The following is an 18,344-nucleotide window of genomic DNA, read 5'->3' on the forward strand; positions in this document are numbered from 1 at the left end:
CTTTTCATGATCAGACGCGGCATCACTGACCGGATGATGCTCTGGCCGATCGTGTGGCCACTGGCGATGGGCATCGGCGGGGCGTTCGGACAGGACGTTCCGCCGTCGCAGGGCGCTGTAGCCAGAGTCGCGACGTCTGCGGCCAGCCATACCTTCTGGCGCATCGCCGAGGATGCCGCCATGCTGGCCGGTGGCCTGTCGGTGCAACTCGACAAGACTTTCCATCGCGAAGGCGAAGCGATGGTGGTCCGCATCGATATTCCGCGCGCAGGCTACCTCAACGTGCTCAGCGTTGGTCCCGACGATGTGCCGACCGTGCTGTTTCCAAACCGGCATCACCCTGACAATCGCGTTTCCGCCGGGTCACTGACGATTCCGAACGCGCAGATGACGTTCGAGCTGAAAGCCATGCCACCCGACGGCACAACGCTGGTGGCAGCTTTTCTGAGCAGGGAAGCGCTGGACTTCTACCAGAACGGGGACGGCGAGCGCGACGGAGAGGGTGCGATGCAGGACCCATTCGCCCGGCTTTCCATCGTCAGCCGCAACCAGCTCAGGCAATTGGCGGGGAAGAGCTTCGCGGTGCTGCCGCGTGCCGCGCCGCTGCTCGGCGGCATGGCGTACGGGGGGGTCTGCGCTGCGGCGAGTGATGCCTGTGACGCAGCGAGCATGCCGGGCCGAAGCGCCGGATTCGAAGACCGTCTGACGCCGGGGATACTGCTCGAATCCAAAGACGGAGTAAGTCTGCCCAAGGGCATCAAGCCGCGCCCGATTCATGAAAAAGGTATCCGCCTGACCAAGGTGTCGGAGGGCTTCATGCCGCGCTTGTACAACGATGCCGCAAGCTATTGCAGCATTGCCTACGGTCACCTGGTCAAGAAAGCACCTTGCGATGGTCAGGAACCACCCGAGTTCCGGCGAGGCATCAGCGAGCCACGAGGTGATTCGCTGCTGGTCCAGGACCTGCGGCGGGCACAGCTGGCGGTGATGGGCATGGTGACCACGGCGCTCAGCGACGGGCAGTATGCGGCGCTTTGTGATTTCACCTACAACGTGGGCGTCGGCAATCTGCAGAAATCGACGCTGCTGAAAGCGGTCAATGCTGGCGAGCATGAGCGCGTGCCGTTCCAGTTACGGCGCTGGATCAAGGTCAACGGCAAGGAATCTGCTGCGCTGAAGACGCGTCGAGAACGCGAGATTCAGTTGTACTTCGAAAGCAGTCCAATCCCCAAGATCCCGCCTGCCGACGAGGATTTGAGCGTGATTGACATCCGGATCGGGGAATAGGTGTCCGGGTGTCGGTGTCCGGGTGTCCGGATTGATCGTCTCGTTTCTGGCGAGAAGCCACTGAAGGAAGGCGGGGGGAACAAGCGAAACCACAGGGTTTGAAGAGCCAGACATTGCTGCCGAAAGGTCGGAGCTTGTGAATACATCTACTGCGCGACCGATCTGTTGCGTTGCTCAGTCGCTCACTCCTCCCGTCCATCCACTTGGGATGTCTCGTTGTTTGCTTCCGCGCGCCTTGCATTGCGCACTGTTCGCTACGATTTTTTCACAAGCTCTCAGCCAGCGATCAAGCCACCAAGGCGTCGTACGGCGTCCTCGACTTCGGGCGTGTGCGGGTTGCCGCAGTTGAGCCGCAAACAGTTTCGGTACATGCCGCTGGCCGAAAAGAGTTCTCCCGGGACATAAGCGACGCCGGCGGCGATGGCGCGATCGTAGAGCGCGGTGGTGTCCACCCCCTCGGGCAGTTCGACCCATAACACGAAACCGCCCTGTGGCCGGGTGATGCGCGTGGCGGTCGGGAAGTGCCGGGCCACCGACGCGCGCATGGCGTCCACCTGGCGCTCGTAGGTGCGTCGCAGTCCGCGCATGTGGCGCGCGTAGGCGCCCGATTCGAGGTACTCCGCGAGGACCTGCTGGGTGACCGGATTGGTGCCACCGCTGGTGATTGTCTTGTGCAGGGCGACTTGCGCCCGGTAGCGGCCGGCGGCCACGAAACCGATACGCAGGGCCGGCGACAGACATTTCGAAAAAGAAGAACAGAGCATCACATTGCCGGCCTTGTCGAAAGCCTTGATCGGCCAGGGACGCTCGCCGCTGAAATGCAGATCGCCGTAGATGTCGTCTTCAATCACCGCCACGCCGCGTTCGGCCATCAGCTTGGCCAGTCGGCGCTTGTGCTCGTCGGGCATGATGCTGCCGAGCGGGTTACTGGCGTTGGGCACCAGCAGGCAGGCAGCCACCCCGCTTTCGCGGGTGGCCAGGTCAAGCGCCTCGATCGACAGGCCGGTGCGCGGATCGGTGGGAATTTCCAGCGCCTTGAGTCCCAGAACTTCAAGTAGTTGCAGCATCAGGTGATAAGTCGGCGATTCGACTGCCACCGTGTCGCCAGGCCGGGTCACCGCGCGCAGGCAGAGTCCCAAAGCCTCGGTGCAGGAATTGGTGATCACGAATTCGTTGGCCGCCAGTGGTCCGGCCCAGCCCACCGAACAGAGCACCAATTGGCGAATCAGCGCCGGTTCGTCCATATTGATGTGGCTGCCGCCCTCGAGCAGCCGCGGATGGCGCCTCAAGACGCCGCCATAGAGTCGTTGCAGCGCGGCCAGTGGTAACAGCGTGCACGCCGGTAGGGCAGCTCCGAGTGGCACGACGCCCGGCTGCATGCCGGTTTGCAGGACGCGTATCAGACGCTGACTGACGTCGACCGGCACCGGCGCTTCAGGGGTCGAGCGGGCATTCGGCTGGGCGCGCGGCGATGCCGCATGGCGCACGAAGTACCCGGATTGCGGCCTGGCTTCGACAAGACCGCGATCCTCCAGATGGTGCAGCGCCTGCAGTACCGTTGAAACCGAAAGCCGCCGCTCGCGCGACAGACGCCGCACCGATGGCAGGCGTTCGCCCGGCCGCAAGTTGCCGGCGACGATGATGCCTCCCAGATCCTCCGCCAGTCGTTCGTAACGCAATAGCTCGTTTTGCATTGGCTCACCAGTACAGTTGTCCCGGACAATGACCAGTACAATTCGAAAAATAGCAAATTGTGCTGGTTACAATTTCTCTTTCTTGTAACTGTACCATGAAAGCCGAACGTTCTACACTGCGATTCGTCAACACAAGGAGAGACTGCCATGGACATCGACCTCTACAACACCGAGCTTTGCCTTAGCCACAACGCGCCGATCCGGCTGCTCTCTGCCCGGGGTGTGCGCATCCACTGCACGGCCGGCGTGGTCTGGCTGACGGTCGCGGGCGAAGCCGGCGACATTCTGCTGGTGCCAGGTGACAGTCACCTTGTCCGTGGCCGTGGCCTTGCCCTTCTGGAAGCCATTGGCAGTGGGCAGGTGCGCTTCGAAAAAGCTGCGCGGCCCCTGGCGACCTTCCTGCGAGCCCAGTGGCAGCAGTTGCGGCGCGGCCTTTCCGACCGGCCGTTGCGCGCTCGGCATTCCCCGCTTCGCTTGCCGGTGGCCTCCCGTCAACTCGGCGCATAGCCTTGTCCACCGGCGCGACTCCTGTAATTGCGCACGGGAGTCGCGCCTTTTGATGTGCCCGGTCAGCCGACACTCAGCTGCTCCCGGAGGGCCGCTCTGCTGGCGTTGCCGGTATCGAAAATCGGCGCATCGATCGACCATGCATCAGGCAGACCTCAGAAGCCTCTGTTTCCTTGCGGCAGGAAGAACAAAGGGCGTATGATCGCGCACCGGTGAGCAGGGTCTCGCCCTGCACTCCTGATTCTCATGTTCCTCAATCCGCCAGTCCGAATTTGCTGCGGATTTTCTCGATCACTGGTCCGGGTTGCAAACCATGCCTGGCTTGTCCTCCCCGCTGTTCGCCGTACTCGCCCTTGCTGGCCTCTTCGTCGTTCCGCCACCTGTCTTGGCGGCGGAGTCGGCCAGCGTGACCATCGATCTCGGAGCGGGGCCCAGCAATATCTTCACGCCGTCCGCCGCGCTCGGCGCCGGGGTGGACGGGCACGCACGTGGTGATGCGAGCGCCATTTATCGTCCGGCAACCTTGCGCGCTATGCGTTCGGTCGGTCTGCGCCCGCTGACTTATCGCCTGCGCACCGAGCTCGGCATCCAGGCCTGGCACTGGAATCCTCGCGGCCGCTGGAGTGACAGCAAGAACTCAGAAGGTTACTGGACTTCGGACGACCGTCCTGGTGATCCGATTCTGGTGTCCTTTGGTTATCGGCTGCCGCGCCGCGGCAACAGCATCGACCAGGCCAATGACGATGGCTATTCGCGGCTGGCCGATGGCGACCTGGCGACTTTCTGGAAGAGCAATCCCTATCTGGACCGTCGTTACACCGGCGAGGACCGGCACCCACAATGGTTGATCGCCGATCTGGGAGACAAAATCCCGGTGAACGCGATCCGCATCTTCTGGGGGATTCCGTATGCCGTGCGCTACGCCGTGCAATACTGGGATGGTGAAGACACGGATCTGCCGGACGGGTATCCCAAAGGCAGATGGCAAACCTTTCCCGACGGTCTGGTGACGCAGGGTCGCGGCGGTGACGGCATTCTGCGCCTGACTCGGGAGGCGTTACCGGCACGTTACCTGCGGGTGTTGCTCGAAGAATCCTCGGCCAGCGCGCCGGCGGGGGCCAGCGATCCACGCGATGCCCTCGGTTTCGCGGTGCGGGAGGTGGCCATCGGAATACAAGGAACGAGCGGCGAGTTGCACGATGCCGTTCGCCACGCCGCCAGCCGCGGCGGCCAGAGCCGCTTTTTCGTTTCCTCCACTGACCCTTGGCACCGCGCAGTCGATCTGGATCCGGGGGTGGAACAGGCCGGGATCGACCGGGTATTCGCCAGCGGGCTCACGCACGGCTTACCGATGCTGGTGCCGGTCGGGGTGCTGTACGATACTCCCGACAATGCCGCCGCACTGCTGCGCTATCTGAAGCGGCGCGGCTATCCGCTGCGAGGCATCGAACTTGGCGAGGAACCGGATGGCCAGTACATTGCTCCGGAAGACTATGGTGCCTTGTACCTGCAGGCGGCGGACGCGTTGCGCACAGTCGATGCGGGCGTGATTCTCGGCGGACCGTCGTTCCAGTCCTTGTGGAATGAGCCGATGATGGCCTGGGCAGGAACCTCGGTTGCGCCCGATCAACCGTGGCTGGCCCGGTTTCTGAGCTACCTGCAGGCGCGTGGGCGAGCGTCCGATCTGGGTTTCCTGTCGTTCGAATGGTACCCCTTCGACGATGTTTGCGCGCCGGCGGCGCCACAGTTGCAGCAGGCGCCGGCCCAGCTCGCCGAAGCCATGGCCAACCTCTATCGGCAGGGTCTGCCGCGCGCGACGCCGCTGTTGATCGCCGAGTATGGATACTCGGCTTTCGCAACGCAGGCGGAGGTCGACCTGGCCGGCGCCCTGTTCAACGCTGACACGGTCGCCACCTTCCTGACCGAGGGGGGCAGCACGGCTTATCTGTATGGTTATGAACCGAGCCCGCTGGACAGGGAACCCCAGGTCAATTGCGAAACCTGGGGCAACAATACCCTGTTCCTCTCCGACCAGAAGCGAAACATTCGGGCGCGTACCGCCACCTATCACGGCGCCAGACTGCTGGCGCGGCAATGGGCCGGGGACCCGGATCAGGCGCATCGGGTCTATCGTGCCCATGTCGATGGCGAAACCGCCGTGGCGCCGCCGCTGAGCGCTTACGCGCTGCAACGCCCCGACGGCCTCTGGGCGCTGCTGCTGGTCAACAAGGATCCGCAGCGGCCATGGTCGGTCACACTGCGCTTCACCGGGCCGGATCCGGAGGCGGTCGAGTGGCTGCAAGGTCCGGCCGATCTGTTCAGGTTTTCTACCGCCCAGTACCAATGGCGGGCGAACGGCGAACACGGTCGCCCGCGACGCAGTCGGCCTCCAGAGCATCGCGTACTACACTCGCATGCACCGCTGGCGGTACAGTTGCCGCCCTGGTCCCTGACGGTGATCCGCAGTCGGGGACCGTCCGCCCAGCCAGCCGCGCCGGTCCCCGTGCCTTGATGTGAAGCGTCGTTGTCGCCAACGCCAGAACGATGCGCAGAAGACCCGACTTGCCGAAAGGCGATCGTCCAGATATCCCGAAGACATTGCCCGCTGATTCCCAGACAACTGCCATGGGTACCGAATCGTCCGGCAAACCGGTCTTCTTCGATCCTGTCCGCAAGCGCTGGCCGCGCTTGCGGGCAGGCGTGACGCTGCTCGGACTGACGCTGTCGCTGTTGTTGGGGGCGCTGGTGCTGAGCATTCTTGCCAGCCCGGTGCTGCCGGCACTGCATCTGCCCGGCGTCAGCTTTTTGCCGCAAGGCGCGCACGCCTTGCCGGCCATTCCTGTGCTTTCTCCCGAGCGCCCCTTGACACGCCGTGAGCGCGCCCTGCGTAGTGAACAGATCAAGCTGGCGCGGGTACGCGAGGCCAATCTTCAACAATGGCTGGAGCAACCCCGCAAACCGGGTCTGACGCCCAACCGGCAAACGCTGGCGATCGGTTTTTTCGTCAACTGGGACGACGCCAGCATGAGTTCGCTCAGGCAGAACCTTGATCACCTGGACATGGTGATCGCCGAATGGCTGCACCTTGCCGCCGCAGACGGTTCTCTGCGCGAAAACGATCCGATGCGCACCGCCCAAGTGGCTGCGTACATCCGTACACATCGTCCCGAAGCGTCGATCGTGCCGCTGGTCAATAACTGGAACGGTCATCAATGGGAAGGGGCCAAGCTGGCGCGGATGCTGTCCAACCCGGCGGCGCGGGCGCGTACCGTAACGGAGCTGACAGCCTATGTCGAGCGTCATCGCTTTGACGGAATCAGCATCGATTTCGAGAACGTTCCGCCCAAGGCACAGCCCGATTTTCAGCGCTTCATGGCGGAACTGTACGCAGCGATGCACCCAAAAAAACTGCTGGTATCGGTGAACGTGCCGGCCAACGACGCCACTTTCGATTATCGCAGCCTGGCGCGTAACGCCGACCACCTGATTCTCATGGCCTACGACGAACACTGGAATGACAGTGCCCCGGGTCCGATTTCCAGCCTGCCCTGGTTTGCCTCGGTACTGCGCCAGCGACAGCGTGACATTCCCCTCGACAAAATGATCGTGGCCATCGGCAATTACGCTTACGACTGGCAGAAAGGTCGTCCGGCCGAGGAACGAACCTTCGAGGAGGCAATTCTGGTTGCCAAGGAATCCGAAGGCAGGATCCGGCTCGATCCAGTCTCGCTCAACCCGACCTTCGAGTACGCTGACGACAATGACCGCATTCACCAGGTGTGGATGCTCGATGCAGTCACGGCGTTCAATCAGATGGTCGTGATCCGTTCGGTACAGCCGCGCGGCGTTGCCCTGTGGCGTTTGGGCAGCGAAGACCCAGCGCTGTGGCAGGTGTTCGGCAAGCCGGGCGCACTGGATGCGGCGCATGCCACCCAACTGGGGGACATTCGCTTTCCCTACGGCGTGGACTACGAGGGCAAGGGAGAGATTCTCGAGATTACTGCCCAACCACAGGCGGGCAGTCGAACCATTGTTTTCGACTCGAAGCGTGGGCTGATCAGCGCCGAGCAGTTCACGGTCTATCCTTCGCCCTACGTCATCACCCGTCATGGTGGTGCCGAACGCAAGGTCGCGCTGACCTTCGATGATGGCCCCGATCCCCTGTACACGCCGCAAATCCTCGATGCCTTGCGGCAGGCAGGGGTGCCGGGGACCTTCTTCATCATTGGCGTCAATGGTCAGATGCATCCGGATTTGCTGCGCCGGGAAGTCGATGAAGGCCATGAAATCGGTAATCACACCTTCACCCATCCCAATATCTCGGCGATCTCTGCTACCCAGTTTCAACTTGAACTGTCGGCGACCAAGCATTTGCTGGCCAGCACGGTGGGCCGGCATTCGCTGTTGTTTCGTCCCCCTTATGCGGTCGACGCCGAGCCGGAAACCATCGAGCAGGTTCGTCCGATCGAACTCGCTGCGGCCCTGGGTTATCTCGTGGTGGGCATGCAGATCGACCCGGATGACTGGAAGCGGCCAGGGGTGGATGAGATCGTGCGGCGCACCGTCGAAGAGGCCGAGCGTGGCGAAGGCAACATGATCCTGCTACACGATTCCGGTGGCGACCGCAGCCAGACGATCCAGGCCATCCCCAGAATTGTCGAGGAATTGCAGCAGCGGGGATTTCGCTTCGTCAGCGTCTCCGAATTGCTTGGTCGTAGCCGTGATGAGGTGATGCCGCTGGTGCCGCCCGACAGCGCGTGGCGGACCTGGCTGGATGGCGCTGCTTTTGGCGTGCTCAACTGGTCGGCCGCGACCCTCCACTGGCTGTTCCTGCTGGGGATCGTGCTGGGTATCGCGCGTTTGCTTTTCGTCGGCATGCTTGCCCTGTACCAGCGCTGGCAACAGCGCCGGCAGGCTTTCGATCCGGCCTATTCGCCAACAGTCGCGGTGGTGATCCCCGCGTACAACGAGGAAAAGGTGATCGTGCAGACGATCTCCTCATTGCTGGCTTGCGATCATTCCCGGCAATTCGAGATCATCGTCGTCGATGACGGCTCCACTGACGCCACTTATCAAGTGGCGCGCACGGCTTTCGCCGAAGATCCGCGCGTACGGGTGTTGACCAAAGCCAATGGCGGCAAGCCGGCGGCGCTAACCCTGGGCATGGCGCAGACCGAGGCGGAAATCATCGTGGCCCTCGATGCCGACACCGTGTTCACCCGCGACACGATTGCCAAACTGGTCCGCCATTTCGTCGATCCGGCGGTTGGCGCAGTCGCCGGTAACACCAAGGTCGGCAACCGGATCAATCTGCTGACTCGCTGGCAGGCGCTGGAGTACATTACCAGCCAGAATCTTGACCGGCGCGCCTTCGATGCCCTCAACTGCATCACCGTGGTGCCCGGCGCGGTAGGGGCCTGGCGGCGCGAACTGGTCGAACGGGTGGGTGGCTTTACCGATGTGACCCTGGCGGAAGACGCCGATCTGACGCTGGCAATTCGCAAACTCGGTTATGTCATCGCCTATGAGGACGAGGCGCTGGCGCTGACCGAAGCGCCCGATACGGTACGCGGCTTCATCCGCCAGCGCTACCGCTGGATGTACGGCACCATGCAGGCGGCCTGGAAACACCGCGACGTGTTGTTCCGTCGGCGCTACGGCGCGCTGGGTTTTGTCGCACTGCCGAATGTGATCATTTTTCAGGTCCTTTTCCCGCTGATCTCGCCGATCATGGATCTGCAGTTGATCGGCTCGCTCGCGGTGGCCGCCTTCAATCACGTGCAGCACCCGGACGAGTATTCCCCTGACGCCTTGTGGCAGGTGCTGTTCTACTACGCGCTGTTCGTGACGGTGGATTATCTGGCGGCCGTACTGGCTTTCTCGATGGAACGCAAGGAGAGCTGGTGGCTGCTCGTCTGGCTGTTCTGGCAGCGCTTCTTCTACCGTCAGCTGATGTATTACGTGGCCATCAAGAGTACCATGACCTCGTTGCGCGGCGTACTCGTGGGTTGGGGGAAGATCGATCGCAAGGCGACGGTGCAGGCGGCGAGATGATCGGCGTCCGGCTTCAGGGTGCGGGCCGGCGTGCCGACCTGGCTGGCGAGAAATGTGTGGCGGCGAGACCGGACAACACGATCAGGCCGATCGCCAGCCAGGACCACGCATCGTGAGCCTCATTCCAGAGGAGGATGCCGAACAGACTGGAAAAAACGACCGTACTGTAAGCCAGAGCGGCTGCCAGTAGCGGCTTCGCTCTGGTGTAGGCGCGGGTCATCGCCAACTGGGCGGCGGTGGCGAAAGCCGCCACACCAAACAGCAGCACGCCGCTGCGCAGGTCGACCGGATGAAGAGGGGAAAACGGCAGCCATAAACTGCCGCACGCCGATGAAACCAGCGCGAAATAGAATACCGTGCGGCTCTCGGGTTCACCGCGCGCGCCGAGTTCACGAACACTGAAGTAGGCCATGCCGGCGAGCATCCCTGAACCCAGGCCAATCAGGCCGCTGAGCAGTTGGTCGGCGTGCAGGCTGGGTTTGAGCAGTAGGCCGATCCCGGTCAGCCCGAGTGCGAGGGCGCCGATGATGCCGGCGTTCAGGCGATGGCCGGTGAATACCAGGTAGATCGCGAGAAAGATCGCCGAGGTGTAGTTGAGCGTGACTGCGGTCGCCAGCGGTAGCCGGGTGATTGCCCAGAAGTAAGCGACCAGCGCCGCGAAACCGACGAGGCCGCGGCTGATCTGCCAGTGCCAGTGCGGCGTGGCCAGCGGCACGCCGCGCAGACGAACCAGCGCATACACCAGGACCAGCGAGAGGATGCTGCGGTAGAAGACGATCTCTACCACCGAGTGGGTGGCTGCCACCAATTTGGCGCATACCCCCATGCAGGCGAAGAAGAGGCTGGCCAGAAGCATCCACAGGGATTGCATGTAATCGCTTCGCAAGGCAGGAAACGGCGAATATTACCCCAAGCTTTCCTCAAGTCTGTGGCAGAGGAATTCTTTCGCCGAAGTGGCTACGCCGGTTTCCGGCTTGACCACGGTTTGTCGGGCTGCTTATACTGCTGTCGGCAGGGCAGGATTTCCCATCTGTTTCAGGGAGGCATGGTGGTCAAGGCGATCTTGGTGCGTTGGGCGCTGGTCTCGTTGCTGTGGACGCTGATCCTGACGTCGCTTCCTGTGGGCGTTGCGGCGACAAAAGGGCCCGTCCTGATCGGTCTTGACGCGGAGTTTTCCTGGCCAGGAAGTACCTCGGCGCAGGCAATCGAGCAAGGCATCCTGATCGCCATCGACGAAATCAACCGCAGTGGTGGTGTTCTCGGAGGGCGACCACTCGAACTGGTCAAGAAGGATAACGGGACGATCCCTGCGCGCAGTATCCGCAATCTCAGGGAATTCGCCCAGGCTACGGACCTGGTCGCCGTGTTCTGTGGTCGATTCAGCCCGACCGTGATCGAGGCGCTGGAGACCGTGCACGCCTTGCCGCTGATTCTTCTGGACCCATGGGCCGCGGCCGACCTCATCACCGACAACGGCTTTTCGCCCAACTATGTTTTTCGGCTGTCCCTTCGTGACAGCCATGCCATGCCCGCCTTGCTCCGGTACGGCAGCAGCAAGGGGATCAAAACTTTCGGAATGATGGCCCTCAACACGACCTGGGGGCGAAGCAATCTGGCTGCGGCGGAACAGTATGCGGCGAAGGCTCGACCACAGCTCAAACTGGTTGGCGTCCGCTGGTTCAACTGGCAGGATCAGAGCCTCCTGGACAAGTACCTCGATCTCAAGCGCTTGGGAGCCAAGGCCATCCTGCTGGTGGCGAACGACCGCGAAGCAACGATCCTGCTGAAGGAAGTGGCGAGCCTGCCGAAGGCCGATCGGCTTCCCGTCTTGTCCCATTGGGGGGTGTCGGGTGGGCAGATGTCAGAAGCCGCGGGCTCGGTGTTGCCCGAGGTGGATTTCGTCATGGTTCAGACCTACAGTTTCATCGGCGATGAGCGGCCGCGCACGCGCCAGGTGCTGGATGCTGCAAATCTTCTTTTCGGCTTTCCCGATGCGCGTGCCATTGCTTCACCGACCGGGCTCGCCCATGCCTACGACCTGACCCACATTCTGGCTCGTGCGATCAACCATGCCGGGTCGACCGATCGGCTGGCGGTGAGACAGGCGCTCGAAGAGGTGCGCGACTACGATGGACTGATCAAGCGTTATCGACGCCCCTTTGATGCAGGGCGCCACGATGCACTGAGCGAATCCGACGTAATCATGACCCGTTATGCACCCGATGGGGCCATCGTCCCGGTTGCGCACGGGCGTCGTTAGCCGGCGAATACGGCAGCCGTGAACTTCCTGTCGAGGCTGCGCGAACGCGCAAAGGCAAGCCTCGCTGTGCGCCTGGCACTGTTGATGGGGGCGCTGGCGTCCGCCACTGCGACCTTTCTTGCGGCACTGTCCTTCCTGGTTTCCCAGCGCCTGATCACCGAAAACGCCCGGATTGCCTTTGACTCCCAGACAGAAGTCGTTGCTCGGCAGCTTGAATTCGAGATTCGCTCGCTCGATCGAATGCTCAGGGCGATGGCCGCCAATGCCTTCATCAGCAACGGTCTGGTCGATTCCCTGGGCCGCGACCAATACCTGATTCCTTTCCTGCGCGATCAGGCCTTTCCGGGCGCTTGGGAGGGCGAGCTGTGGCTCGTCGATTTCGAGGGCAAGCCGATCGCCGCCAATGATCCTGACTGGCGCTTCGACCACCAGGGTTCTCTCGCCCTGAGGGCCGCGCTGGCAGGGGGGCATGTCCAGGTTGAGCTGGCGCATCAGGAAAATCTTTTGTTTGTCGCTCCCGTCGTGTTTCCGCCGACAGGAAGCATCGAAGGCGCCGTGGTCGCCGTACTCAAGTATGAATCGCTCCTCACCGATTCCGGCATGCTCATGGGACAAGGGGGCTGCCTGATGCTGCGGATGGGGGAACGCGAGATACCGATTCCCGAGGGATGTCACAGGGGCTCAGACCCGCCCATGCTCTTCAGGCGTCTGGATCTCCCCGAGAGTTTTCTTCCACTTCGTCCCGAACTGCAGCTCTACACCAATTCCGAGACGGTTTCTGTCGCCACGCATTACCTGATTGCCGGCTATTTTCTGGTTGGCGGAGCTGTCGTGCTACTGGTTTTCCTGGTCAGCAAGCGGTTGTCGGCTCGCATCGTCGAGCCGCTGGCGCGCCTGAGCGAAACGGCGGACAGCATTGTCAGTCTGCAGCGGCTCGATCTGCGGGCGCCGGAGCTTGGCGCCGATGAGTCAGCGCGTTTGTCCAGGTCGTTCAACAAGATGGTTGAGAGCCTCCAGCTCGCACAGGCACACCTGATCGACGATATCGCCCGTCGGGAGCAGATCGAAGAAGCACTGCGCCGGAGCAACCGGCAATTGCGGATGATCAGCGACTGCAATCAGGTACTGATCCGCAGCTCCGACGAAAGCGAATTGGTCAACACGGTCTGCCGGATCATCGTTGAAGTTGGTGGCTACCATAGGGCCCATGTGGTTTACTCCGAGGGTGACAAGGCCCGTACGCCTCGTCCGGTGGTCGCGCAGTCCAGCCACAAAGAGGGTATTCTCGACGAGTGGAACATCGGTTCGGCGGACAGTGAGTGTGCAGGCAGATCTCATGGCATGGTCATGCGCAGTGGTCAACCCTGCGTGATCAAGGACATTGACAGTGATCCACGCTTCACGCCCGGGTGTGTGGCCGTTGGCGAACGCGACTATGCCGCGCTGTTCGCGTTGCCGCTTCTGGCCCAATCCGGAACACTCGGCGTCTTGAATATCTTCTCGGCAACAGCGCATGCTTTCGATCGCGATGAAATCGTCCTGTTGAGTGAACTGGCCGGCGATCTGGCCTTTGGCATCGGGGTGCTGCGCGTGCGGGTAGAGCGTGACCAGGCTGACAAGGCACTCTGCGAGAGTGCGTTTGTTCTCAGACGATCGCAGGAAGTCGGTGGCCTGGGTTCCTATTATTTCGACGTACGTGCAGGTACCTGGATCAGTTCTGAGACGCTCGACCAGATCTTCGGCATTGATGGTTCCTTTCCGAAGACCGTCGCTGGCTGGACCGACCTTGTCCATCCGGAAGACAGGAAGGACATGCTCGAGCATCTTGGCGACCACGTCCTCGCCAGAGGAAATCGCTTTGACCGGCAGTACCGTATCCTTCGTTATAGCGACGGTCAGGAGCGCTGGGTGCATGGACTCGGGGAACTCGAATTTGATGAGCACGGTGTGGCGATCAAGATGATCGGCACAATCCGGGACATTACCGCGAGCAAGCAGGCGGATCGGGCACTGCTGGAGAGCGAGCACAAATACCGGGAACTCGTCGAGAATGCCAATATCATCATCGTGCGCCTGAATTCGCAGGGGATGATCATCTTCATCAACGAGTTTGGCCTGGAGTTCTTTGGTTACTCGGAGGAAGAACTTCTGGGACAGCATGTGGTCGGGACAATCGTCCCGCCGTTTGCCGATGACGGGACAGATCTTCGGGCGATCGTCCAGGACCTCGTTCTTGACCCCGGGCAGTTCACTCATCACAGCAACGAGAACATGTGCCGCAACGGCAAGCGGGTGTGGATTGCCTGGACCAACAAGGCGATCTGCGATGCGCAAGGCCAGGTGCAGGAAATCTTCAGTGTCGGACTGGACATCACCGAGCGTAGACGCGCCGAGGCTGCATTGCGGGAAAGCGAGGAACGCTTCGCCAAGGCCTTCCATCTGAGTCCGGCGCCGATGGGCATTTCGGAAATCGAAAGCAGCCGCTTCATCGACGTCAATGTCAAATTCGAGCGCATGCTGGACTATGGCCGCGAAGAATTGATTGGGAATACTGCCAAGGAACTCGGGGTCTGGGTCGATCCTGAGGCGCGCGAACGGATGATCGCGCAACTTTGCAGGGATGGTTTTTTCCCGGAAACGCCCATGCGTTTCCGGACCAGGACGGGTGATGTTCGAGAGGCACTCTATGCAGCGGAGACCTTGCGTCTTGGCGATGAAAGGGTATTGTTGTCACTGATATTCGATGTCACCGAGCGTAAGCGTGCCGAGGAGGAGTTGCAGCGGCATCGCGACCATCTCGAGGAATTGGTCGCCGAGCGTACTACCGAGTTGCGGCGGGCGATGACGCAACTCGTCCAGTCGGAGAAGCTGGCAGCACTCGGCCATCTGGTCGCTGGCGTCGCGCACGAACTGAGTACCCCCCTTGGCAACACGCGCCTCGTCGCCAGTCTGTTCGCCGGGCAACTGCGCGACATTGCCGACGCTTTCGCTACCGGCACGTTGCGTCGCTCGCAGATGGACGAGTTTCTCGGCCAGGGTCGCGAAGCTGTCGTTCTCCTGGAGCGCAACAGTGCTCGTGCCGCTGACCTGATCGGGCACTTCAAGCAGGTGGCGGTGGACCAGAGCAGTGCCCGTCGTCGTTCTTTCGACCTGGGTCAGCTAGTCGAAGAAATGCTGGTCACCTTGCGGCTGACCTTCAAGCACACGCGGCACCGGATCGACGTGGACATCCCGGCCGGGTTGGTCATGGACAGTTACCCCGGGCCGCTTGAACAGGTCATTACCAATCTGGTCACCAACTCGCTGGTGCATGGTTTTGAGGGTATCGACGAGGGGCGCATCGAGTTGCAGGCGCAGGCCCTCGGCGAGCAGCAATTGGTCATTCGCTATCTTGACAATGGCGTGGGTATTGCCACAGAAACGCTCAACCGTATCTTCGAACCGTTTTTTACCACCCGCCTGGGGCAGGGTGGCAGCGGGCTGGGCTTGTACATCGTCTATAATCTGGTAACCGGCATTCTCGGCGGGACGGTCGAGGTGGCCAGTTCACCTGGTCACGGGGTCGGCATTACCCTGATGCTGCCTCGGTCCGCCCAGGAACGTTCGGTGCCTGCGTAAAAGGGCGAAGGAAGTCTGGCCCTGAGATGTCCCCCAAATCCGGTCATCCGAGAGGTGAAAAATGCCCCCGGAAGGCCAGCGAAGGTCTGACTGGTGGCGGTGATGACAAGGGGTTGTCCTGAATCAATCTTCCATGGTAGGTGTTCGGCTGCACTCCTCCAGCAGGTAAGCAACAGAACGATAGGTCCGCCCGCTTTCTGCCGTCAGACCGATTTCACAGGTTCGGTTGCTGGAGACGCCGCGCATGCAGCTCGCTGGCAGTTCGTCGTGAATCTTGCGCAGGGCATGCTGGTTCAACTCCGGCACCACGAAACCGCGATCACCCGAGAAGCCGCAGCAAGACACCCCTGCCGGAGCAATCACCTGTTCGACACAGGCACTGACGACCTTCTTCAGCTTGGCGTCCGAACCGCTCTTGCGTACGCTGCAGTTGATGTGCAGAGCAATCGGGCCGGTCTGCCTGACCAGCCTGAGCCTGGGCAGGAGCGCGTCGTGGGCGAATTCGTGGAAGTCGAGGAGTGGCAGGCGACCAGCCAGATACTCCTGCATGCGCACGCTGCAGGTACTGGCATCCATGATGATCGGGTAGCGGCCGTGCTCGCTGGCGGCGTCAAGTGCCACCTCGAGGCGCGCGGCACTGGCGTTGGCTTCTTCAGCCAGGCCTTTGCTGGCCAGCATCTGGCCACAACAGAGGCGATCAAATTCCTGTGGCAGGCGGGGGGCATAACCGGCGCGGACCAGCACTTGCTGGATCACCTCGCCGAGTTGCGCTTCGCCTGCGGCATTCGGCCCAAAAATCCGTCCGCCGCAGGCCGGAAAGTAGACCACCGGATCGCCGTTAACCTGATGCGCCCTGACCGCCCTGCCGGCGCGCGGCATGGCCGTTTTCCAGGCGCCACCGGAGAGTATGCCAAGTGCCTTGTCGCCAACGACCGCACTGGCCAGGTGGCCGAGCTGCAATCCCAGGCGGGCAGTCGAAGCGACGGCTCCGAAGTGCTCGCCAGTCCAGCGGCCGACGCTGCGCGCGAGATCACTCTGGGCGCGGCCGCGCAGGCGACGGGTCAGGTCGCCGGTATTGATCGCCACCGGACAGGCGGTGGAGCATAATCCGCAACCCGCGCAGGTATCGAGCCCAAAGTAGGGATAATCCTTGCCAAGTGCGCCGGCAGGCTCGCCAGCAGCGCTGCGCCGCGACAGTTCGCGCCAGCTGACGATGCGCTGGCGAGGCGACAGGGTCAGTTGGTGCGAGGGGCACAGGGGCTCACAGAAGCCGCATTCAATGCAGCGATCGACGATGTCCTCGGCGGGAGGCATGGGCTTGAGGTGTTGCAGGTGCGCCGCAGGATCGTCATTCAGAATGACTCCGGGATTGAGGCGGTTCTCCGGGTCGAACAGCATCTTGATGCGGCGCATCAGGTCGGTGGCCTGCTTGCCCCACTCCATTTCGACGAAAGGTGCCATGTTGCGCCCGGTGCCGTGTTCGGCCTTCAGCGAGCCGTCATACTTCTCGACCACCAGCTTGCAGACCTCGTCCATGAAGCCGGCGTAGCGCTGCACTTCCGCCGGATCTCCGAAGTCCTGGGTGAACACGAAGTGCAGATTGCCCTCCAGAGCGTGCCCGAAGATGATCGCCTCGTGGTAGCCGTGTTGCTTGAGCAGAGCCTGCAGGTCGAGCGTGGCCGCAGCCAGGGATGCGATCGGGAAAGCCACATCCTCGATGATCACCGTCGTGCCGGCGCGGCGCATCGCGCCGACCGAGGGGAAGGTCCCCTTGCGTACTTTCCAGTACATTTCGCAGGTTTCCGGGTCGGTCGAAAAGTACGGCGCTTCGACGGTCTCAACGCCGGTAATGGCCGCGAGGGCGGCATCGATATGTGCCTGTAGCCCGTGGGTATCCTGCGAACGAACCTCGACCAGCAGGGCGGCGACGGAATCGCCGAGCGCACGGATGATCGGTGGCAGGCCGGGCTTGTTTTCCACGGAACGCAGGGCGGCACGGTCGAGCAGTTCCACCGCCGAAACCGGTTGTGGCTTGAGGCGAACCACGGCCTGGCAGGCGGTCTCGATATCCGGAAAGAAAATCAGCGCGCTGGCCTTGCATGGATCTTCCACCACCGTGCGATAGGTGATTCGGGAAATGAAGCCCAGCGTGCCTTCAGAGCCGATCATCAGATGCGTCAGGATTTCGAGCGGATCGCGGTAATCGACCAGCGCGTTGAGGCTGTAGCCGGTGGTGTTCTTGATCTTGAACTTGTGCCGGATACGGCCGGCCAGGGCGGTGTCGGCAAGGGTCTGCTCTGCGAGGCATTCAAGTTCATCGAGAAGCCTGGCGTGGCTCTGACGGAAAGCGGCAACACTGGCTGCTTCCTCGGTATCCAGCACACAGCCATCGACCAGGATGACACGCATGCCGGCGAGGGTTCGGTAACTGTTCTGGGCGGTGCCGCAGCACATCCCGGAAGCGTTGTTGGCGGCGATGCCGCCGATCTTGCAGGTCGCGATCGATGCCGGATCAGGGCCGATCTTGCGCCCCAGATGGGCGAGTCGACGATTCACTTCGCTGCCCACGATTCCCGGTCCCAGGCGAACGCTCAGTGCATCGGCAGCCACCTCGAAACTGGCAAAGCCTTCTCCGATGAGAACCAGGACGCCGTCGGTCACTGCCTGCCCGGAGAGGCTGGTACCGGCAGCGCGGAAGGTCAGGTGAATGCGGTGCTGTCGGGTGACCGCCAGCACGTGCAGCAGGTCGGCCTCGTTTTCAACGACCACTACGACGCGCGGTACCAGCCGGTAAAAACTGGCATCGGTGCCCCAGGCCAGCCGGCGCAGTTCGTCGGCAATGACCCGATCAGCGGGAAAATGCGTGTGCAGGTCAGAAATTAGCGATTTCATTCCAGTCTTCTCCTCTAGCAGCCTGTCGGACT

General features: G+C 62.1%; 9 protein-coding genes. 6 read left to right on the plus strand and 3 right to left on the minus strand.

Translation table 11 applies throughout. The features are described 5' to 3' along the window. Window positions 1-6: 6 nt before the first annotated feature. Window positions 7-1,287, plus strand: a complete 1,281-nt coding sequence (locus tag AW06_RS20700; protein ID WP_273704699.1) for a DUF4384 domain-containing protein — start codon at window positions 7-9, stop codon at window positions 1,285-1,287. A gap of 275 nt (window positions 1,288-1,562) precedes the next feature. On the opposite strand, the gene AW06_RS13855 is transcribed toward AW06_RS20700, so the two are convergent. Continuing rightward, entirely contained in the window at window positions 1,563-2,981 is a 1,419-nt protein-coding gene (locus AW06_RS13855; RefSeq protein WP_034951209.1) for a PLP-dependent aminotransferase family protein, read from the minus strand. A 147-nt stretch (window positions 2,982-3,128) separates the two neighbouring features. Between AW06_RS13855 and AW06_RS13860 the strand changes: the two genes are divergently transcribed. The 3 genes from AW06_RS13860 (at window position 3,129) to AW06_RS13870 (ending at window position 9,542) form a co-directional block, all read left to right on the plus strand. After that, window positions 3,129-3,488 carry a DUF2917 domain-containing protein gene (locus AW06_RS13860; protein ID WP_273704700.1) on the plus strand — a complete coding sequence of 120 codons (360 nt, stop codon included), beginning with the start codon at window positions 3,129-3,131 and terminating at the stop codon, window positions 3,486-3,488. Window positions 3,489-3,801: 313 nt separating this feature from the next. Further along, a complete protein-coding gene (locus AW06_RS13865; RefSeq protein ID WP_273704701.1) occupies window positions 3,802-6,000 on the plus strand; it encodes a discoidin domain-containing protein in 2,199 nt (732 codons plus the stop codon). A gap of 113 nt (window positions 6,001-6,113) precedes the next feature. Further along, the gene (locus tag AW06_RS13870) at window positions 6,114-9,542 is read left to right on the plus strand and encodes a glycosyltransferase (RefSeq protein ID WP_034951213.1); all 3,429 of its coding nucleotides are present in this window, start codon (window positions 6,114-6,116) and stop codon (window positions 9,540-9,542) included. 13 nt (window positions 9,543-9,555) lie between these two features. Here the strand turns inward: AW06_RS13870 and AW06_RS13875 are convergent, their stop codons facing one another. Then, a complete protein-coding gene (locus AW06_RS13875; RefSeq protein WP_034951215.1) occupies window positions 9,556-10,413 on the minus strand; it encodes a DMT family transporter in 858 nt (285 codons plus the stop codon). A gap of 195 nt (window positions 10,414-10,608) precedes the next feature. Between AW06_RS13875 and AW06_RS13880 the strand changes: the two genes are divergently transcribed. Both AW06_RS13880 and AW06_RS20705 read left to right on the plus strand, forming a co-directional pair. Continuing rightward, complete coding sequence (locus AW06_RS13880; protein ID WP_246148203.1) at window positions 10,609-11,802, plus strand: ABC transporter substrate-binding protein; 1,194 nt, start codon at window positions 10,609-10,611, stop codon at window positions 11,800-11,802. Between the two features lie 18 nt (window positions 11,803-11,820). Continuing rightward, window positions 11,821-15,420 (plus strand): PAS domain S-box protein, encoded by a 3,600-nt coding sequence (locus AW06_RS20705; RefSeq protein WP_273704702.1) that lies wholly within the window; start codon window positions 11,821-11,823, stop codon window positions 15,418-15,420. 123 nt (window positions 15,421-15,543) lie between these two features. Here the strand turns inward: AW06_RS20705 and AW06_RS13890 are convergent, their stop codons facing one another. After that, window positions 15,544-18,312 (minus strand): FAD-binding and (Fe-S)-binding domain-containing protein, encoded by a 2,769-nt coding sequence (locus tag AW06_RS13890; RefSeq protein WP_034951217.1) that lies wholly within the window; start codon window positions 18,310-18,312, stop codon window positions 15,544-15,546. Window positions 18,313-18,344: the final 32 nt, after the last annotated feature.

The organism is Candidatus Accumulibacter cognatus (genome assembly GCF_000584975.1).
Lineage (GTDB): Bacteria > Pseudomonadota > Gammaproteobacteria > Burkholderiales > Rhodocyclaceae > Accumulibacter > Accumulibacter cognatus.